The sequence below is a fragment of the Oligoflexus sp. genome (assembly GCF_035638955.1).
Taxonomy (GTDB): Bacteria; Bdellovibrionota_B; Oligoflexia; order Oligoflexales; family Oligoflexaceae; genus Oligoflexus.
Genome location: NZ_DASQYZ010000316.1, coordinates 1 through 21,127 on the forward strand (window position 1 = coordinate 1; position 21,127 = coordinate 21,127).

Annotated in this window: 14 protein-coding genes; 10 read left to right on the forward strand and 4 right to left on the reverse strand. The window is 51.4% G+C overall.

Translation table 11 applies throughout. The features are described 5' to 3' along the window. From VE954_RS28875 to VE954_RS28900, 6 genes are all read left to right on the forward strand, one after another. Nucleotides 1-2,514: polymorphic toxin-type HINT domain-containing protein (locus tag VE954_RS28875; protein WP_324959463.1), on the forward strand; the 2,514-nt coding region annotated here is incomplete at its 5' end. Then, nucleotides 2,511-2,993 (forward strand): hypothetical protein, encoded by a 483-nt coding sequence (locus VE954_RS28880; protein ID WP_324959465.1) that lies wholly within the window; start codon nucleotides 2,511-2,513, stop codon nucleotides 2,991-2,993. The genes VE954_RS28875 and VE954_RS28880, both read left to right, overlap by 4 nt. Nucleotides 2,994-3,212: 219 nt before the next feature. Then, nucleotides 3,213-9,650: a M35 family metallo-endopeptidase gene (locus VE954_RS28885; protein ID WP_324959467.1), complete on the forward strand. Its 6,438-nt coding sequence runs from the start codon at nucleotides 3,213-3,215 to the stop codon at nucleotides 9,648-9,650. Between the two features lie 12 nt (nucleotides 9,651-9,662). Further along, nucleotides 9,663-10,133 carry a hypothetical protein gene (locus tag VE954_RS28890; protein ID WP_324959469.1) on the forward strand — a complete coding sequence of 157 codons (471 nt, stop codon included), beginning with the start codon at nucleotides 9,663-9,665 and terminating at the stop codon, nucleotides 10,131-10,133. A 139-nt stretch (nucleotides 10,134-10,272) separates the two neighbouring features. After that, a complete protein-coding gene (locus VE954_RS28895; RefSeq protein WP_324959471.1) occupies nucleotides 10,273-10,662 on the forward strand; it encodes a type II secretion system protein GspG in 390 nt (129 codons plus the stop codon). 357 nt (nucleotides 10,663-11,019) lie between these two features. Continuing rightward, a complete protein-coding gene (locus tag VE954_RS28900; RefSeq protein ID WP_324959473.1) occupies nucleotides 11,020-11,712 on the forward strand; it encodes a hypothetical protein in 693 nt (230 codons plus the stop codon). 259 nt (nucleotides 11,713-11,971) lie between these two features. On the opposite strand, the gene VE954_RS28905 is transcribed toward VE954_RS28900, so the two are convergent. After that, the gene (locus VE954_RS28905) at nucleotides 11,972-12,664 is read right to left on the reverse strand and encodes a hypothetical protein (protein WP_324959475.1); all 693 of its coding nucleotides are present in this window, start codon (nucleotides 12,662-12,664) and stop codon (nucleotides 11,972-11,974) included. Between the two features lie 135 nt (nucleotides 12,665-12,799). On the opposite strand from VE954_RS28905, the gene VE954_RS28910 reads away from it, so the two are divergent. Further along, the gene (locus VE954_RS28910; protein WP_324959489.1) at nucleotides 12,800-13,351 is read left to right on the forward strand and encodes a sigma-70 family RNA polymerase sigma factor; all 552 of its coding nucleotides are present in this window, start codon (nucleotides 12,800-12,802) and stop codon (nucleotides 13,349-13,351) included. A 94-nt stretch (nucleotides 13,352-13,445) separates the two neighbouring features. Here VE954_RS28910 and VE954_RS28915 read toward each other — a convergent pair whose 3' ends face one another. After that, the gene (locus VE954_RS28915) at nucleotides 13,446-13,916 is read right to left on the reverse strand and encodes a hypothetical protein (RefSeq protein WP_324959477.1); all 471 of its coding nucleotides are present in this window, start codon (nucleotides 13,914-13,916) and stop codon (nucleotides 13,446-13,448) included. A 294-nt stretch (nucleotides 13,917-14,210) separates the two neighbouring features. On the opposite strand from VE954_RS28915, the gene VE954_RS28920 reads away from it, so the two are divergent. Continuing rightward, entirely contained in the window at nucleotides 14,211-16,400 is a 2,190-nt protein-coding gene (locus VE954_RS28920) for a hypothetical protein (protein ID WP_324959479.1), read from the forward strand. Continuing rightward, nucleotides 16,351-16,869 carry a hypothetical protein gene (locus VE954_RS28925; RefSeq protein WP_324959481.1) on the forward strand — a complete coding sequence of 173 codons (519 nt, stop codon included), beginning with the start codon at nucleotides 16,351-16,353 and terminating at the stop codon, nucleotides 16,867-16,869. The genes VE954_RS28920 and VE954_RS28925 overlap by 50 nt, the downstream gene beginning before the upstream one ends. Nucleotides 16,870-16,900: 31 nt before the next feature. Here VE954_RS28925 and VE954_RS28930 read toward each other — a convergent pair whose 3' ends face one another. Beyond that, entirely contained in the window at nucleotides 16,901-17,029 is a 129-nt protein-coding gene (locus VE954_RS28930) for a hypothetical protein (RefSeq protein ID WP_324959483.1), read from the reverse strand. 264 nt (nucleotides 17,030-17,293) lie between these two features. After that, the gene (locus tag VE954_RS28935) at nucleotides 17,294-19,246 is read right to left on the reverse strand and encodes a 7TM-DISM domain-containing protein (RefSeq protein WP_324959485.1); all 1,953 of its coding nucleotides are present in this window, start codon (nucleotides 19,244-19,246) and stop codon (nucleotides 17,294-17,296) included. Nucleotides 19,247-19,420: 174 nt separating this feature from the next. Here VE954_RS28935 and VE954_RS28940 point away from each other — a divergent pair, with 174 nt between their 5' ends. Next, nucleotides 19,421-19,660, forward strand: coding sequence for a hypothetical protein (locus VE954_RS28940; protein WP_324959487.1), 240 nt, complete (start codon nucleotides 19,421-19,423; stop codon nucleotides 19,658-19,660). The last annotated feature ends 1,467 nt before the right edge of the window (nucleotides 19,661-21,127 follow it).

Here is a 21,127-nt window from a genome sequence, read left to right on the forward strand (position 1 = left end):
AGCGGAGCGCAAACCAGGAGTTTCATTGAGAAATTCGTGTATACTCTGGATGGCGCTTTGCAAGAGTCGGTCGATCCGCAGGGGGTTCGTTCGTTCTATAGATTGTCGCCGACCATGCGCTTCACGCACCTCGAATTGGAATTGCCTTGGCAGAGAGGCACGCGCGAAACCATCGTCGACAATGTCAAGTACAGTCCCAAAGGCCAGGTGGAACAAATCGCCTACAGGAAAGGTTCCTACACCAACCTCGCCTATGACAGCAAAACATTGCTGTTGACCCAGATCGAAAGCAGTTACCAGAAAGCCGATGGTCAGCGCGAGTTCCTCCAGTATGCTTCGCTCGCCTTCGACGGCAATGGTTCGATCACCGAGATCACCGACACTATCCCGGCTCAAACCAGTTACGGCGCCATCGATCGTTCCGCAAAGTTCACCTATAACGATCGCGATGAGCTGGTGGAATTCAAGCGCTATGGTGAAACCCAAAGCTTCGACTACGACGGCGCCGGCAATTTCACCAGGAACACCGAATTGGGTTCGCAACTGGCCCCTGTCACCGGCAATACCTTGTTGCCGCGCAGCAGTGTGGATCATCGCTACACATTTGATGCCCAAGGTCAGTTGAAATCGCGTAAATTCATGGGAACCGTGGCCAGTCAGGATCCTCTGCAGGATCTGCAGAAACGTCGGCAAATCCTCGATACCCGCTTCAACTCTTTGGGGCAACTCGTCTACCTTAAGACCGATACCCAGGAGATTTACTACGGCTACGACAGCGATGGACAGAGAAGCTACAAACGCATCGCCGCCACCGGCACCCATGTTGCGGCTGACAGCCTGTTCCCGACCAAGACCTTTACGGTTGAACCCACGGGCGGACAAAGCTTCGTGTTGATCGGTGACCGTCGCATCGCGCGCATCGAGCATGCCCAGGATACCTTCAGCAAAGGCCAATGGTTTTACTATCTCCTCGATCATTTGGGATCCACCGACTTCACCATGAATTCGGATGGCACTCCGGTCGAACAGATGATTTACCGAGCCTATGGCACGGAACCCGACATCAACCTCCTGACCCAAGGCATCGTGTGGAAAAATCACCAAAATACCCATCAGAGCATGATGCCGAAAGAAAGAACGCATCATCGCTACACCGGCCAGTACCTGGATGATGATTCGGGTCTCTACTACTACGGTTCCCGTTACTATGATCCACAATTGGGCCGCTTTATCAGTCCCGATGATGCTTTCCTCGAGAATCCGGAAAGCTGCATCGAGAGGCCTCTGGAATGCAACGCCTATGGCTATGCAGCGAACAACCCAGTGAAATACAGTGACCCGACTGGAAAATGGGCCCATATCGTTATCGGCGCCGTCGTCGGTGGTGTCATCGGCGGAGCAGCCGATGCGATCTTTAACCCGAATAGCAACTGGAAAACAGTGGCAGCGGCTGCTGCCGGCGGAACGGTGACCGGAGCCTTGGCAGCTGCAACAGGCGGTGCAAGTTTAGCGGCCCAATCAACGGTCAGTGCGGTGGCCATCGGCGCGGGTGTAGGCGCGGCTTCAGCGGGTGCGGGCAACGTGGTGCAGCAAGGCATCAATCTCGCATCCAATCAACAGAAGAGCTTTTCCGGCACGCAATTGGGCACGAGTATGGCGATCGGTGGTTTAGCCGGTGGTGCCGGTGCTGCGGTCAGTCGAGGCTTGAGCAGCGCGGCCAGTCGAGCGCTCCGAGCCACTCCTTGCGGATGTTTTGCGCCGGGGACTCTGGTTATGACTCCGGATGGCTTGAAACCGATCGAATCCTTGCAAGCCGGCGATCTGGTCATGGCTCAAGACGTTGCAACTGGAAAACTGGCTGCCAAAGCTATCGCCCAGACTTTCCACTATGAATTGCGTCCTTACTATGAACTCACTTTCGCAGATGACCAAGGTCAGATTGAAACCATCACGGTGACCGACGACCATCCTATCTTCATCAAAGATGCGGGTTGGGTGCGTTCGAAAGATCTCAAGGCTGGCCAGGAGTTGGTGCAGTCGAACGGCAAGAATGCCCGGATCATAAGCTTTGCCTTCACCGGTAGGTTTGGGAAGACATTCAACTTCGAAGTTCAGGATTTCCATACCTACTTCGTGGCGAATCACGGCATCCTGGTGCATAACAATACGCCTTGCAATACCGCGGTCGGTTATGCGGCTGGCGTCGCTAAGAGCGCCTTCACCCCGGACCGTCTGCAGCATGCATCCCGACATTTGATCGACGATGGTATCCTGCCCAACTGGAGCAAAGCCACCGCCCAGAAATTTACCGAGATGGGTACGAAAATTCTTGAAGCTCCGATCAAAACCTTTGATCATGTGCTGAGGGGTAATAATCCCGTTAAAGCCTTCTACGGTGTCGTGGATGGCAAAGATATTGTCGTCATGGTCTACAAAAGCGGGGTCGATCAAGGGAAAGTGGCGACGGCGGTCCAAGCGACCTCGCAACAGGTCCAGAATTGGGGTCTGCATTGACAATTCATAAGAATACCGAAGAGTCTCTTGGAATTTTCTGGCGAGGTGATGAAGTCGATGGCATCACACTTTATGCTTACGGCCCTGGTGCCGAGTTGGAAGATCCAAGTCAAGCCTTAGCGGATTTGGGACTTCAAGACTTCACATTCAAACAGGCGACGAAGTTGAGCGGCGATTCGTGGACGGTCCACGTGCTTGACGTCAAAGTCAGTCGCTGGCCCTCGGCTGCCCAATGGCCGGCAACGATCCAGCGGCTTCTGCGGGCGCTCTTGGGAACCAAAGCGCAGGTGGCCTGGGCCGGTCTCGACGAAATATTCGCCGAACCACCCAGTCTTTTTGATCCTGAAAAAATGCAGGGGGGGGTATGGGCGGCGCTGCTCGCAAACGGCCACTTTTCGCTCGCGGCCCAGCTGGGCCAACCCATGGTGACCTTGCCGCGGGAGGAAATGTTAACTATCCAAAAGTATTTGGGTTTCTGAGCTTAAATCTCAACGAAAACTGTCTGGGATCGGAGTTTGTCTCCGATCCTTTTTTTTATGGAGCGAGACCGCCCATTTTGGCTTGGGCCTGCTGATTTGAGCATAGTTTTTTGCAGCAAGTTGCAGACCTCCCCGTCGTTCGATCGACTATGCCCTGATTCCAACGCCCCATAGCGGCTCCGATTCCATGAAAGAGCCAGTATTCTGAAGGAGTATCCAGTGAAAATCGCTATGCAGACATTCAAAAAGTCTGTACTTGCTCTTAGCATGGCGGCTGCCTGGCCCTCATTCGCTGAAGATAAGTCAGCTACCCGCGAAGGACTGGTGAAATTACCAGCCAGCGGTGGGACGGTGCAGAAAGACGAATCGAGTTTTGATTTTTCTTCCAGCCGCGGCAGTGCAAGTTACACGGTGCCTCTGCCGGCCTTGCCGAGTCGAGGGGGCATGAAGCCATCTCTATCCTTTGTCTACAATCAGAATGCTGGAGACGGTGGATCGGGCCTCGGTATCGGTTGGTCGATCTCGAGTTCGGCGATTGCTTTCAATGATGATTTGGGGACGGCTCTCAAACAACGTCGAGTCGACAATGAAGATTTTATTTCGCATGTGGCCTTGGATGGGCAGCGCCTCATCCCCCATGGCAGCAATGCTGTCGGCAAGCCCTACGAGTATTCGGTCGAAGGTGTTTCGACCTTCTTTAAGATTGCGTATTCAAAAGACCCCAAGCAGGTCAGCTACCTTGGGCTGAACGGCGAGAAACTCAACTATGCGTTTCCCGGCGGCTTTGTCGTGACGGCTTCCAACGGCAGGAAAAGCTACTATGCAGAAGATCCAGGCTCGGCGGAAATGGATCCCGCCAACCACAGTCATGTGGTGCGTTGGCCAATCGTCGCTGAGGTCAATCCTGAAGGCGAAGCAATTTTCTACAGATACGTCAAACAAGGCGAGCGCAGCTACCTCAAGCAGGCGAGCTTCGCCGGTGGCCAGAGCCAATATAATTTTGAAATCATTCAGACCAGACCGTCTCTGGTCTCGCATCGATCCGCCTTTCGGCAGGTCAATCAAGTGCTGTACGGCGGCGTGAGCGCGGTCTTCCGCGCGCAAATCCAATCGCAATTCTGTCTTGCCTTCCTCGGACGCGATAGTCAATCCGATGCCTTTGTGGTTCGATCGGGTGAGCACTGCAGCGTGGAAGCCAAAAAGGATATGGCAGCGCTCGTCAGCCAAACCAGTAGCCGTTCGCTCAATATCCTGGATCAATTGCGCTACGTTTATCGCTTCGGCAGCGGCACCAGTTTTGAAGCCAGGAATGCCTTTCCTAAGCTCAGCTTTGATTATTCCAACTGGCAGGAAAGCGATCTGCAGAGGAATATCGTATTCCCAGCCAAGGCTTTAGGCCAGGCTGCGACGGCGACCAACTTCGAACTGTTCGACTACAACTTGGACGCTGTCGTCGATCTGATCAAGGAAACCGATCAAAGCGTCAGCGTTGGTCTAGGCACCGATAACCTCGACACCAGCTTCGCCCAAACAGTGAACTGGACTGTCGAAAGAGATAGCGTCAAAATCAAGCCTAAATTGGGATCGCCGGCTTGGCATTTCGTCGATGTGAACGGCGACTCAGCCACTGACCTCGTGGAAATCGCCGCTGGCCAAATGCATGTTTATTTGCGCCTTACCGACGGCGGCTTTGCCCCAGCGCATTCCCTCGATATTCCCTGGATCAATCCCAGTCTGTTCGGGAGCAGGAATCTGCGTTGGATAGACTTGAATAACGATGGATTGACCGATTTGATCGGAACCGAAATCCAAAGCGATAAACTGGTTTGGAAAATCCTGATCAACCAGACCGCGAAAATCGACGGCGCCTACGATTACTACTTCCTGGAAAGCACTCAACAACTGCCTTTCAAAGCACCTTTGAACAGCCTTTTAGCCAATGATTCGATTTTGTTCGCGGATATCAATGGCGATCAATTGCAGGACTTGGTTCGCATCCGTCCCGATCGCGGCGGCCTCTGCGTTTATGAAAACCAGGGCAATGTCTATGGTGAAGAAACGGAAAAATTGTTCGCCGAAGAAGGCACCGATGTCCTGTCCCAATCGAACTGCGAAAGCGGCCGCTTTATCGCTGTCGACGGCTTGTCGCACGATCTGCAAACAGCGAGCCGCCGGGTCTGGTTCCTCGATGCCAATGGCGACGGGATCCTGGATCTCGTCAGCTTTACCACCGACGACAGCCAGATGAATGTTTGGTTGGGCTTCGGTAACGGCGATTTTCTGCAAAATCCTCTGCACTTCTCCACCCTGGATGCTGTGGGTCGACCCCAGATCAATGTGCAGAGCGGTCGCGACCAAACCCGCGTGTCGGATATCGACGGCGACGGCCAAGCTGAACTGGTGATCTTTCAGCCCGGTGTTCCCGGTCTGAAACCAGTTGTCGTCATCGATTTCAACCGACTGGGCAACAGCCAATTGATCAAATCGAACCTCTTGACCACTATCAATAACGCCACTGGTCTGCGCTATGATCTGCGCTACGCCGCCTCGATTGATGAGCTGACCCGTGATCGCACCCAAGGATTGACGAGCAAGGCCTTGCCTTTCCCACTCTACGTCGTGAAGCAAATCGTCACGTCGGAAGCCGATCCCCTGCGGGCTGGCGAATTTCTGGACGGTCGTGAAGTCAAGGAAATGCTCTACCATGATCCTGTCTATAATACGGAGGCCAAGAAACTGGTCGGTTTTCAAAACGTCGAAACCCTGACCTATGGCGATGAATTCAAAGATATCAAAAACCAGACCCAGCGTTCGTCCTACAAGCACGAAACCTTCGAAAGTGACTACCGGCTCGCGGGACGCTTGAGGGACGTGCGAGTTCATGAATTTTCGCCTTCGGAGAAATTCAATGAGCAAAGTGAGTCCACCCACAATCTCTCGCTGAAGGAAATCACCGTTCACAGTATGAAGGAGTATGCCAAAGCCCAGCCATTGGCTGATTTTGGCGCCATCCTTATGAGCGAGCACAACACCTGGCAGCTCGTGCCCTACGTGGCCGGCTACGAAGGCGATGAATCCTATCTCGTTCGCCAGCTGGACAGTACCCAGAGCACCTTTGGCAGCGATGGCCAAAGCGCTCAATTCCGCAAATCCTGGGCCGATTTTGATGAATTCAATATAGCCAAGACCTATGTGGAATCGCGCGGCGAAGTGCAAGGACCCGGTGGAGTCACGATTCCAGCCCGCACCTCGCGCAACGTCACCAATTTCGAAAAATCCCGCCAGGATTTGGCTGCCCTGGATATCGTCAGCTTGCCCTCATCGCAGGAATCCTTTGTCAGCGACGGCGTGCGTGAGATCAAAACGGGCTTGATCAGCTATGAATATGGTCCTACTGGCCAGCTCATCCGCAAGACGGAATCCGCCAAGGTCGAAAATCTGCCGAGCATTCCGTCTTACAAACCGACCGCCGATAAAACTTACGAAAGCAGTTACGACAACTTCGGCAATCCTATCACCCAAAGCTTGAATGCCGTCCTACTGGAAACAGTAGGCTATGACAGCACAGGCACCACTCCGATCCTGCAGCGCAACGCCGTGGGCCACAAGACTCAGATGTACTATGGCCATGATGCAATGGACGGTTGCAGCCGAAGCCCCGACCTGCAGGTTCAGGAAGGCCAGATTCGTGGCTACAAAGATCCACGCGGTGTCTGTCATTTCTTTTCTTATGACAATTTCGGTCGTCGCACCCAGTACCTGCGAGATGATGGCTACCAGGAGTTGTATTCCTATCATTTTGCAGAAGGCGGCAAACCCTCCCGCATTTTGAAACAGTCACGTCGCTTCGCAAGCAGTACGGCTCTCGCGGCTGGCGATACCGAATGGGTTGAATCTTTGGAAGCCTTCACTCCAGCAGGCGTGAAAACGGCCGTTCTCGAACCCCTGGAAATCGGCAACGGCGTACGGGTCGTGTCCTACGAAGAGTATAACAGGAAGAAAAACGTCGATCGCGTCTACTCGCCGTTCAAAGACGAAACCAATTCGCTGCGCAGTATATTCGAAAGCGGCTTGATCGTATCCGCGGGTAAAGGCGTGTTCACGCAAACGACTTACGATGGCATGGATAGACCCAGCCGCAGGATTTTCCCGACGGGACGGGTTGAAGAAGCCAAATTCGAAGCCTGGGGCCATTCGCTGACCTCGCGCTATGATCTGGGCGGCGGCAATGGCGAACGTACGGTTATCAAGAAATTCGTGAAATTCGACAAGCAGGTCTTTGCTACGATCGACGAAAGGTCGGCCGTCACACGCTTTAACTACGATTTGAACAACAATCTCAGCGAAATCTGGATGCCTGGCAGCACCGTGCCTCGCCGCTATGTCTACGATGGATTGAACAGGAAGCTGCAGCAGTGTGCTCCTGAAGTCGGGTGTTCGAGCTTTGCCTATGATCAATTGGGCCAGTTAGCCAGTCGGGTGAATTTCGATAATCTTGGCCATAAGACTTCGGAATTGACTTATTTCTACGACGTGCTGGGTCGTTTGCAGGAGCTGAATGAAGACGGCCGTTTGGCTGTGAAAAACACTTATGATACCTACCCGGTCGCTTATCAAAGTGCAGCTCAAGCTTCGGCCATCGGTCTGCAGACCTCGGCCCAGAGTTTGGATGCCAACAAACTCTATGACCAAGTCAAAGTGATGAGCTACGACCTAGCCGGTCGCGTCGTGCAGAGGCAGATCGATATCAAAGGCGTTCAGGCCATGACTCTCAATGAGAAGTTCAGCTTCACTTTGGACGGCGCCTTGCAGGAATCCGAAGATCCCTTTGGCGTTCGTTCCTACTATAAGCTGTCGCCGACCTTGCGCTTCACCCATCTGGAAATGGCTCTTCCTTGGCAACGCAATCTGCGGGAAACCATCATCGACAAGGTGAGTTACAACGCCGCTGGCCAAGCCGAGCAGATCCTGTACCGGAAAGGGTCCATGACCAGTCTGGCGTTTGATGAGAAAACTCTGCAAATCAGCCAGATTCAAAGCAGCTTCAAACGCCCCAATGGTCAGACGGAATTCCTGCAGAATGCGTCTTTGGCCTTCAACGGCAACGGTTCGGTTACCGAAATCATCGACAGTGTTCCTGCGCAGACCAGCCAAGGCGCTGTCGATCGTTCGGCGAGATACGAATACAACGAGCGCGACGAATTGATTCGTTCCGAACGTTACGGCGAAGTCCATACCTACAATTACGATTTGGCGGGAAATTTCACTCAGAATACTGAACTTGGCCAGCACCTGGTTGCGGCTGCGGGCAGCAAACTCTTGCCACCCAGCAGTGATGAATTGAAATATGAATTCAATGCCATGGGCCAACTGCAGAGCCGCAATTTCAGCGGTCGCGTGGCGAGCCTGGATCCTTTGCAAGATCTGCAGAAGCGTCGCGGCATCGTCGCCTCCAAGTTCAACGGCATGGGTCAGCTCGTCTACATGAAGACCGATACCCAGGAACTTTTCTATGGCTATGATACCGAAGGTCAACGCGCCTACAAACGAGTGAAAGACTTGGGCAGCATGAAGCTCGCCGATAGTCTGTTCCCCTCCAAAACAGCTGTGATCGAATCCACCGGCGCCCAGAGTTTCGTGTTCATAGGCAATCGTCGCCTCGCTCGCATCGATCACGCTGCGGACGCTCTGACCGCGGGTCAGTGGTACTACTATCTGCTGGATCATCTCGGTTCGACCGACTTCACAATGCATGAAAACGGCAGTCCTGTTGAGCAAATGATCTACCGCGCCTATGGCTCGGAACCTGAGCTCAACAAACTGAGCCAAGGACCACAGTGGGAGCAACATCGCGCGCAGAATCAGTCGATCTTGCCGAAAGAGCGCACCCACAATCGTTTCACTTCGCATTATCTCGATGACGACACGGGTCTGTACTATTTTGGGGCTCGCTACTATGATCCCATGGCTGGTCGCTTCGTAAGCGCTGACCCGATGTTCATGGATCAGCCGGAAAAGTGCGTCAAGAGTCCGATTGAATGCAATCTCTACTCTTACGCCGCCAATAATCCCATGAAGTATATCGATCCAACTGGCTTTGCCATCCAGGAGTTGACCGATGCCCAGTGGAATACCGTCAGTCAGGCAAGAGATGTGGCCGTGGCTAACTTGAAGAATCTGGTCGCATCCCTGGACAAGCAATTCCCTGAGGTGGCTTTGCCCGTCGAAGTGAAAAATGGCTTGGAAAAATATATGGGGATCAAACCAGACGCGAAAACTGGTATGTATAATGCAGCCGAGTTGAAGGATCTGTCGTTTGGTTTGTGGAAGATCCAGCATCAGCTCGCAGGTATGAAAAGGGAGAATTTCGCATTTGATTCCGCTCCAGCCAAACCAAATACCTTTGCTTATGTATATAGGGATAAGAATGACAAGATGTACTTGGCTAATAAATTCTTCAATGCTCCGGACAAAGGTATAGATTCGAAGGCTGGGACTTTGGTGCATGAAGGTTCTCACTATGAATCCACCATGGGCGCCCGCGACCATGTGTATGGTGCGGAAGGGGCCGAGGATCTGGCGAAGGATGATCCTGCCAAGGCCCGGAAGAATGCCGACAACGTTGAATATCTCTATGAAACAACTGCCAAACCCTAAGGATGTATTGCTATGCTCATGAAGAAATTGCTGCTGTGTCTGACAGTGTTCTTGGCTGGATTGGTGCCGCCAGCGATGGCCAAGAAGGGTAAACCAACTGTGGATACCAAGAAGATTTTGGTGACCTTGCAACTCAGCTTGGAAAATGACCAGCTCAAGGCTCAAGTTCGGTTCAAGAATACTGCCGGTCACGCGGTGTCGGTTCCGAATTGGGATCTGTTCGATGACGGTTTGAGCAATGACTATTTCCAAATCAAGGACGAATTGGGTCATATCGCCGATTACACGGGGAAGATGGTCAAGCTTCTGGGGGCGACTGATGAAGACCTCTTGGTTTTCAAAGCCGGTGAAGAAAAGGAAAGGACTGTGATCCTCAACAGCTATTACACATGGTCCAAGGATGCCAAGCAATTGACTGTGAAGTACGATCGCTACGGCTACCCCTTGACGGAATCAGCCCAGATTGATTTGACCAAACATTGATCGTATCCAAGGGGATTCGGTGGGCCTCTGGGCATCATCGAATCCCTTCGCCGAACCATCTCTTGGAAGTTTTCAGGATTCGGCTTCGCAGCTGCCAAGCCGCTGGGATAAAGTTTCTCAAGCAAAGGAATAAAGTGCTATGCGGACTCGGCTCGTTGTTATCTTGGGATTGTTAGGAATTGTTGCGGCCGCGTTGTTTGGCAAATTCTATATGAATTCGTCGGCGCAAAAGCAAGTGGAAGGTACCCGGAAGATTCTGGAGCAGTTGGCCGAAGGGATTCAGCAGTATAAGCTTCACAACTACAACTACCCCACTGCGGAGGTCGGTCTGGATGCTTTATTTCATGCTCCGGAAGGAGTTCGGATGTGGCGAGGACCTTATACCGACGAGAAATTCCTCAAAGATTCCTGGGGCCAGGACATCAAATACAAAACGACTGATAGCTATGGTTTTCAGCTCCAATCCCAAGGACCTGACGGTAAATTCGATACCGAGGATGATGTCATCCTGAGCAATATACCCTCCTAATGCCTTGTTCCATAGGATCTGAGGCAAGGCGTCTCGAACGAGGCGCACGGAGTTGGTGAGTATTAATGAGCACGCAGAGTGAAGATGAACAACGAAGCCTCAGATTCCATGAGGCGAGGCGCTAGTCTACGCCTGGTCCTGGCCAAGCTGTTATTGATTGTCGCAAAAGTAAAGATACGTCGTTGCTCGGTCGGCTCCGCTGCTCATTGGCCTATAATGCCAACTCCGCTGCTCTCTTCTCTCGCGCAAGAGATAATCAATAAGCAGCAATTAAGCCTATCCCTCGTCTTTCTTGGGAACGGTGGGAGATCGTTTTCACCAGCTATTTTTCCATGTAGTCCCAAGGAGCGATTTCCTATGCCCAATCGATTTTTGATAGTCAGCGGTCTCCTCAGTTTAAATCTGGTTGCTCATGCGGAACCAGTTCCCAGCAAAGCCGACACCATCATGGCCATTCAACAAGGCCAGCTGATCGCTTTGCGCAAAAGATTGATCGAGCTCACCCATGTGGATGAAGTTGCGGACAGCATACACCCCATCGCTTTCAAGAAATCCTTGTACGTGTATAGCACGCCTTTGGCTATCCCTTCGGAAGGGGGGCGCGACACCGCCACTATCAAGTTTGCGACCCAAGCCGTACTTTCCGAAAACAATTGGGATTGGAATGCCGGGTCCGATACCTGGACTTATCCAGCTCCTTCGCAGGGCGGCAAGGTCTATGCGCGTCTAACTTTTTCCCTGAATTCCAGCAGCCATTGGTCGCCTTGCTTTGCTTTGCGCCGGCAGAATCTTATTGCCGGCAGCATGCAAACAGTTGGCAAAGTGATTACGCTGCCCTGCTATTCCAATCTTGGACGTCGGGATACTAAACCCGGTTCATTCACAGTTTGGACCGAATGGTGGAATGATGATATGCCTGTGGCCCAGTGGGGTCAGCCGAGCCAGACTTTTGAAATTTCGGGGATTAACTTTGGATCCTGGGGAACAGGCGCGGGTTGGACTTTGGGCGGTTTGGAAATCGAACTCTATCGTGGCTTGAGTCCGCTTTGATCGGTAGCGGGAGCCGGGCCCTTTGAAAAAGCGCGAGCTGTCAAAGGCTGCGGTAAAGAAGCACAACGGCAGCCGGCAGCTCACTCAGGAGCTGGGTTTCCACAATAGTCGCCGCATGACTTGAATCGAAATACTGTTTGAGTCATTGAGCTCGGGTGACCGTGGTGACTTCTTCGTCCAGTGCGCAATCTTTATAGAAAGCTTGAAATTCACAACTTCGTTCGGGATGCATGGTTTCCATATCCATCACGTCGGCGAGTCAAGCAGCTGCATCGATAATGGTTTCCGGGGTGTGATGCACTTCGGCGGAAGTCGCCTCTTGCACGATTTTCTTCACCCACAGATCTTTTTGGGCGACCGCCAGGGATGCTTCAGCTTCGCTTATACTCAGAGCCGGATCCGCAGCGAGAGCGCTGGTCGGTCTAACTGTTGTTTCGCTGTCCGGGTCCGAACTGCCTTCCGTCACCGTTTGAACTCGCGTTGTCTTATATCCTCTATCCAGCATGGATTTCTGATTATGGCCGAGCAGCGCATTATGGGATTGCATCAGGCTGAGCGTCGCGGCAATCAGGTCCTGAACCTGGGAAAAATTCAGCTGGGACCAGGCTTCGTTGTCATCATCACCGGTAAAAAGGTTATCGTATTCTTCTGAGTCCTTAAGAAACAAGAGACTAAGGCTGTCTGCCAGACTCTGGGTGAGCCACACATCCTGCAAGCGGCCGACCTGTACCTGATAACCAAACCATTGTTCGGCCAGGGCCATGGTCAGCTGCCAGATTTTCCAATTCAGGAGGCCTTCCTGCAGATGCCGCATCAGAGCCTGCTGCGGTCGATTGATGATCACAAGGCCGGCCACGTTCACCGGTTCGTACTCTTCGGTTTCCACCAGCAGAAGATCATGCGTCGGCCACCTCCCCAGAAGTCCATGGTGATGCCGCAGAACGGTTTTCACCACCCATTGTTTGGCCTTGGCTGGGTTCAGCTTCCATGCCGGGTAATAGAGTCATAAGGTCAGAAAGCACGAAGATTGGCTGTGGATGCGTCAGGTGCAGTGGCCTATCCTTGGGACGGAGGCCACACCGTGAACATGTCATCCAACTTTGAGGATATTTACTACAGCAATATTCAAACAGTCCGCAGGATCATCTCGAGCTTTCGCATCTATAACGGCACGGCTGATGATATTGCCCAGCAGACTTTCCTGCAGGCATTCGAAAAGCTTCCGAATTTAAGGGATACGCAGTCCGTTAAAGGCTGGATCGCGACCATCGCTCGCAACAACAGTTTGAATATCTTCCGATCGAAGGAATATACGAAGCAAGAGCCAATCGATGCCACAGAGGACGGTGAGCTGGACCATTATGAGTTGGGACTGTGGTTTGATCCAGAATCTGGCATTGCGGACCTTGAGCTCGAGAACAACCTTGCTCTCTTACGACGCCTCCTGGAAACTTATAAAAAGGTTCCACGTGGGGTCGTGGCCCGCCTTTATTATATTGAAAATAAAACCACCCGTGAAATCGCCGAGGAGATGCAAATAGCGCAGAATACTGTCCTGAGTCATCTCCTGCTGTTTCGTCGTGAGATGAAAGCGGCCTTGATCATCATGCCGGCGGAACAAAAAAGTCCTGCTATGTGACCTGAACAGCGATCTTAAGGATCTGCCTCAATGCTGGCTGCCATAGCGTTTGAGCAGATAGTTGCTCGTCCCGGGAGTTTCCACCAGGAGATTTTCACCGATGAAAGTAAAGGGTATAAGACCCGGTCTTGAGCTCGGAAGTACCGCAGCTCAAAATTTCCCCATTGATTGTAGCGACTGTGGTTTTGCTGCCCCCTTCTGTCACGTTGAAAACATGACCTTCATCGGCGATTGTCCGCTCGGTCACAGCTTCCAGAGTTTGGGTGACGCCATCCACAGAATAATTGCAACGGATGATGTGAGCGAAGGTTCCCCGGTTAAAACGAAACAGAGGGACAAACTCAAACCGAATTTCTTTTCCAGAGACGCCGGTATAGAGTCCTTCCAAGGGTTCCTCCAGATTCGCCATGGTCCAGTCGCCAAGTATGTCCTGCCGTAAATTTTGTTGGTCATTGCTGGCAGCAGGACTGGCCGTTTTTTTTGAATCGTTGTCCTTGCCACAGCCTGGGAGCACGGTGACGCCAAGGGTGGAGATGAGAGCGAGAGCGAAAAGATTCCTGTTCATGGAGCCTATATCCTTTCCTATTTGTTATGTGATAAGCCCAAAGCAAGATACCTGCCAGAGATAAATCATCTGTAATTTGAAGGTTTCCGCAGCTCCACGGGGGGCATTGCCGCTGGATACGGGACAAAAAAGTCCAGGAAGTGGGACCGTTTGTTTCATCATCAGACCGGCCCGGGAACGGCAACACGGGTTAAGTCAAATCACTAAACTTTTTAGCTAAGTCATTTTTATATTGTTTCCCTGCCGCTGCTGGCTATAATCGGGCCTTCAGCGACACCTCTCGCAGAGAATGTAATGCAATATCAGATTGTTATAGCGTTCGTTGCGGTCTTGATAGTTGCCGGCTGCGGCCGAATACCAGCCCGGTACAATCAAGCGGTCTTCGCATGTGGCGAGATGAACCCGGATGCCTATCAATCTGCCAAGGGTCTGGTTCAGGTGTTCAGCGCGACAGGTGAACCTGTGACCGAAGACATGGTTTCCGCAAAATGGGTCACAGATCAGAAAACCACGGACCTTGCCGTATCGCGTCACGGCTGTATACTCGCCCCCAATAGCGAAGGGGCGCTCAAAATCGTGACGAGCGATGGCCGCCAGGGCGTCCTCCCGCAGCAAACTCAGGGAAGTCTGGAACAACCGACACCCATCCTGCTCAAGTCACTCACCGAACTCCACTATCAGATCAGTTGCAGCAAGCAGGATGTCAGAAGCCTTGCTGAACTTGGACTTGGTCTGACATGGAAGCAAGGGCAGACAGCCGACTTTTGGCAGATCGAGTCGATGACTCTGGTCTCGCAACGCCGTGGAGAGACTTCGGTCCAACGCTTGACAGTGCCTGTTCTTCAGTTTTTGAATCAGCCCAGCCTCATGCTGGCTCCGATTGCCTGGCCTGATGGGGCATATACCGTCCAGCTCGAGTTGACCACGATTGCCGGTTTGGTTGTCAGCTCGGAAACAAGCTGTCAGGTCGAACTCGATCAAACGGCACTAGAGGCTCACACGCTCCTTCATGTAGCAGTTTCAGACGGCCTCTTGCCTTTAGCCCTGCTGCCGTCCCCGTCGGCTGGTCAGGCCTTCTACTGCATCAGCCGAGCCGATCGCGCCGAGTGTGACAATTTGAATGCTTACATAAAGGCCGGGGACTATATCAATGCGCCCGCTTCCGGGGTTTTTACGCTGTACTCGTATAGTGAAGACCAGGCCGGCAATCGGTCGACCCTTGTCAGCGAAGCGTTTTATCGGGACCAGACGGATCCAGTTTTATCGGTTGCCTGGAATAATCCCCATCTGCAAAAAGGTCTGAATTGGTCGAAAGAACCTGAAGCCACTTACGAAGTCGATATTTCTGCGGTTGATGACGCCGTTGCCGCAGGATTTATGATGAAGTCAAAGCTGATCGAGAGTCTGGAGTGCAGCGTCGCCGTGGTGGATGGGGCTGGGGCGACTCGAGGCAGCTCGGAAGCTATCTGTGAAAGCCAACGGTGCCAGGGGCAAAGCATGGAGTCCTGGACTCCCTGCGACCCCAAAGCCCGCTTCTCCTTTAAAAGAAACTCCGAATCAAACCTGTTTCATTCACAGGTGATCTTTCGTGTCAAAGGCCGGGACCAATCAGGGCACGAAAGCATGGCTCAAGTCAGCTTTTGGATGCATCCTCAGGCCTGGGGCATGTGGAGTCAGGACAATAATACGCGTATTCCGTCCAACAGTGGCCGGCATTATTTTTTAAATGATGCGTTTGGCAATTTTTTGAAGTTCACGGGTCGATTAGACCTGGAAGACAACAGCCGCTTTCCAGCCTTGTCTGTTAAATTGCGAGAACAGTACGGCTGGTCAAAACCGATATTGATTGAGGATCATGGCAGTCCCGGACCATACTCCGCTTCCAATGAACGCTATCCTGCGCTTGGTTTCAGCACGCAGGGCACTGCTCGGAGCCTGTGGTATGTAACTTATGATTTGGACCAGGAGAGCTACGGACTTGCCGAGGTCCCTCTCCATGATTGGTCCAACAGCGAAACGCCTGCGATCGTGCCAGCCCACGTGCGGAGCATACCCACGGAGATCCTGCAAAAAATTGCCAATCCCAATGAACTTTTTATTGCTGGCTTGGTCAACACTTTGGATTCGAGCGGTCATGAGAAAATAGTTGTTCTGCTCCGAGCCTTTTACGGCGCCTATGCTTTTATAGACTTTGATGGAAAGGATTTCCATCTCCTGAATGTCACGCCCAATATACCGAATATGGTGAGCATGAAGAATGACCTCGTGCTTACTCCAGACAGCAAAAGCCTTGTTTTTGTCCTGGGCAATCAATTGGCATTGTTACATCTTGAGACGCATGCGATCAGCATGCCTGCTGATCGCAGCCCTGTCCGCAAAGCCTTTCGGTCCATCAAACGTGATCATCAAGGATATTTTGGATATACGGATCAGCATGAACTTTGCGGCCAAATGGGGAAGGGTGGAAACACGCTGTTGGAATGATATCCGACCCAAACATGGGGAAGTCAGCCTGAGCTGCTCCGCGGCCTTTATACAAAATGAAACCTATGAAGTTGAGCTGAAAAAGGAGAACGCTGCAGACAACTGCAGCGTGCGGTATTCGCCCTATATTGCGACACCTCCTCTTGTTTTCCAACCTATTTTCGAGAATTTTACTGATGGTCGCTGTGATTCAGCAGAAAAATCAACGTCATCATACGGGGACCCGACTCTTCCTCTCTATTCGAGAATGTACCTTTTCCCTGCGAACAAAAGTATCTATCAGGAGATAGCGCGCCGTGAATGCGAGCAGGCAGGAAATTCCTGGTCTGATATCAGCAGCTTTTCGCCAGTCAGAGATCTCAAATACTGCTACCAAAAATATGAAGGGGGACTTGTCGTTACGATGTCCTTCGACCCAGAGCACCGCCAATTACTCGTCTATCATAATCCAACTAACATCTTTTATTAAATCCGCATTGTTAAATGGTCGTAGCGCAGATCTAGATACGAACATCCTTTAAAACTTTCACCTCAATCGTAACAGTGTTCCTGTCATCGGTGAGCATCACCTGCTGCTCGTCTATCATGCAGGTCAGCTTCATGGAACGATCAACAAGGCGGTCGACCACCCGCTTCGTCCGCACAGGTCAGATGAGTCACACGCAAATGCTTGAAACGCTCCACAGAATCCTTGATGCTTTCAAACCAGTTTTGAGCGGCCCCTGCGCTTGTGCTCACAGGACTAACCTTAACTGTTACAGACGGGAATTACAAATCAGGACGCTTGGAAGAATTTTATGAGGGTTGTTGGGGGCGGCGCATGGGAGCGACCCTGACGCTGAAAACAACTTTTTCAAAGAGTTTATCGGCATGAACGGCAATGGCTTTCTCTCTCAGGACACCGCGCGAGGGCCCGGTCCAATGGAATCGCTGGGCGTGATGGTGGAACCTTGAGTTCCCGAAGCAGCCGCTCCGGGCCTGCGGCAATACCAGGCCTGGACAGCGTTAACGTCATCGCGAATTCGATGGCCCTTTTGCAGGCAGTCCCAGCGTTCAAAATCGTGCTGCATGCTCGGTGACAGACCCTGGTACACCTCATCCTGAATGAAAATCAGACTGGAGGCTTCACCTGTAACCTTGAACACGATATTGCGCATGCTTTCATAGCGCGTCGCCAGGATTAAAGGGCGACCGCGAATATCATATTGTTTAATACCACTTTTCGGAAAAAATCCCTCGATTCGTCCCTGCGTTATGCCGACTGAGCAGTAAAGTGGGGCGGCGTACTGCAGTTTTTCCATCTCGGCACGAAAGACGTCGCAGAAGCGAATCGCCGTTTCAACTGCAGTATCCGCATGGCTTTCGCGGTCAGGATTGGCGAGGGGAAAACCAATGGAAGCCAGAAGACCGTCACCCATTTCCTTGATACGATAGCCACGGGCTGAAACCGTGAAAGGATCATAGCCTTCGTGCAGAATCTCCTGGCAGGCGGCCATAAGGCGTTCCAACGCACGGTTGAATTGGGGATGTTTGATGTGGGAGGAACCGATCACATCAAAGGATAGCACCACCGCTTCCTGGTTGCCTACGGGCATGGTTTCTTCCAGGTTCCTGCCCTGCGCAATCTGTGTGACGACATGTTTGTACACGATCTTTTGTAGCTGTTTATGCACATGAACGATGTCGCGAAATGAATTCGCATAGTTATATGAGATGATCACGGTCTGGGAAAAGATGGAAACCATAATCGCGATGTCGAGCAGAGGCTGGCTTTGCAGCATGAAAGTGATGATCAAGACATCATTGATAACAGCGGCCGTCATCACGACGACTGTGGCGATGAAAGGTTTGACTCCGGGCATCGACAATCGCCATGCGCGGGCAAAACTCCTCAGGCTGATGCCCATGGTGAAGAAAGTCAGAAGATGAAAATAGTTCGTTGCAACGGAGTAAACATTCACCTTGGTGATCAAAGTTAAAAGGATCATGAGAATGGCAGCTCTCCAGACCAGACGCCGCGCATATTTGGGAACCGTCTGGGGGAAAAGAGCTTCGACGAAGGAGAGGAATGCTGCCAGGGATGCGAAGTAACCGATGAAGCCAAGCTTCCAACTCCATTCCCAGGAGAAGTGGGGATGGATCCTTATCAATATTTGATGAGAATCGCTGAGACTTGCCCTCAGGCCAACTCCCAAGAGGAACAGTGCAAAATAGAAGGACTGCTTATTCTGTGGAATGATCAGGGCGAGGGCCAGATGATAGAGTGTGGTGATCACAATCAAACCCAGAAAGAAGGCACCGTAGAATTCCGTCATTTTTTGGCTTTGGCTGATGCGCTGTGATAGACCGACTCTAAAAAGCGTGTAGGGAGCCCATAAATCATCATGTCGTTGAACCTTGAACTTCAGTGGAAAGACAGTGCCCTCGCCCAGGTAAACCTCGCGATAGAGCCGTTGGGGGTGGTTCGGAGGCTCGCCATGTTTCACCAGGAGTCTTTCACCCAGGTAAAGTTCATAGAAAGGATACTCCGGAATCATGATGGAAAGTTCCGCTCTATGATCCAGGTGAAGGGTAGCCTGGAAGATCGCCACGTCTGTGCCAGGGCTGATATGCGCCGCCGTGAGAAACTGTGTGGGGTGGGTTCCTTTTTCAAGAAAAGCATCTTTCTCCGTTGAATCCGTAGGCTTCGGTTCAATTCGCCAGATGTTCTCATTGAGTGCGAGTGAAAAGTTTTGTTTCAAATCCGCCAACGATAGGTCAACGCGGCCGATAGGCTGAGCTGCCGCTTGCTTTCCAAGCGAGCAGAATAAAAGGATTATGATCCAAAGTTTATGAAATAGAAGCATTGCTATTTCTCACGCAGAAATCCTGATATCCTATCGGCGAGTCGCGCGAAATTCCAAGTATGGGCTGGCGAGCAACTATCCGCTATGCGAAGGTCATTTCAAATAATACCAACGTTAATATCACTATAGTTCTTAAATCTGTGCCCTATGCTCGCCTTGAAGACTTGAGCGGAATTGGATGGCGACTTTGGTCGTGAAGAGGAAGCGTACTGGAAAAAGCCACTTTTGGTTGTGAAGGTCGCGGAACCGGCCTCCAGGCTGGAAGGGACGGTCATTCAGAACGTTCTTCGGGGCTGTGATCTTATATTTCTGTCGCAAAGCGGCGAAATACTCGACCAGGGCTTCGCGATCAACGTCATTGACGCCATCCACATGAAATCAAATGCTCTGCTGGCAATTATTATTCAAGTGTGATGAAACGGCACAAACAGAATTGCTGATCGTGGGGGTTCACGAGCAAAGCTGTCTTTAGACGCGCGTTTTCTTTTACACAGTGAATAATAGACTTTGCACGAAGCAGAAAAAAGCGACAGGCAATTGAATGCCGGTTCGAAGTTTTTAGGATCGCTTGAGTAGGAGATGTGGTTTTGCCGCAGCTTGATATGTGCGGAACATGAAGTGTTAAAAGCTTACCTGCGTGGTCCTGAGCAGGCCTTCATGTTCAGATTTGATGGAAAAAAATTCGCCGCGATTGATCAGAGTGGGTTGGATGGAGAATAATTCTGAGGAGATTCACGAATGCATTCAAATCGCATGCACAGTTTCGATAGGAAGCGCCGGGCCCTCGGCTACTTACTCTTCTTGCCAATGGCTAAAGACATTTGCTTACGACCGAATCCGTACTTCATTTTTTCGACTCCATTAAATCCACCGCTTAAATCCCGTCAATAAATAATTCTTATTTTGTAATATGACATTATTTGAGTATGTTGCCGGAATTATAACAAAATCTATATTTTCTATTTTTAAAACAATACCCCGAAAAATTAATTGGCGAGAAATTTCAATTCAATTAATTCTGGCAGAGGATACAAATCGAGCATGTTATCGAATTTTACTCGAAATAAGAAATTGATATTATTGGGTTTATACGGAAATAAATTTTCGTTGAACCTGATTGCAAAGCTTATAAAAAAGACCCTGAATGGCGAGAGCTGTTTGGGGTTTTTTGTTTGGGTTGGGTTTTGAAGTTTATGAAGGAAATCTCGAAAGCGAGGGGATGTGAACCGCCTTCTGAAACGAGTCATCAAAACTTTCAGTTCGAGGCGGGATTTGAACCACTCGTTTATTGTTGCATTCAAGGCGATTTCGGCTCTGGTGAGTTCAAGCAGATCCACGTAGAAGTGCCGATAGCCAGCCCTCGCCGAAAAGATTTGCCCTTAGGAATACTATCCCCTTGGGGCGGCGTGTGAACGCTTCCAGTCCAAACGATTTTCAAAGTCCGCTCAAGACCAGTTTCAAAGGAACTTAAAAGATCCAAGGAGTCAGCTCTCATGCCGAGAAGCGGTAGACAACGTAGTTGCCATTTTTCCAGGTTGCCTCATTAAGAATCCCTATCCAACAGCATGACCACATACCCACCCTTATAATGTTTCCTCATGTACCTAAGATGTAGCGGCTTCTAAACCCGGTTGCCCCAGGATGGTGGGAACCATTCGGGGCTGTCGTTGGGAAGATTTCCGGTCACCCGGCTCTTGGCAGGAGACTCCGGGCTCGATCCTGGCATGGCCGAAAACCACGACCCTTGCTTACTTCGCTACGTAGTCGTCAAAGCTCTGCAGATAGAGAGGATTTCCGGGAATCACGATGTGGGCACGCGCATAGGCACGTCCTGTGTCATGAGCGTCGCCCATATAGATCCACTTGTCGGTCAGTTGTTTC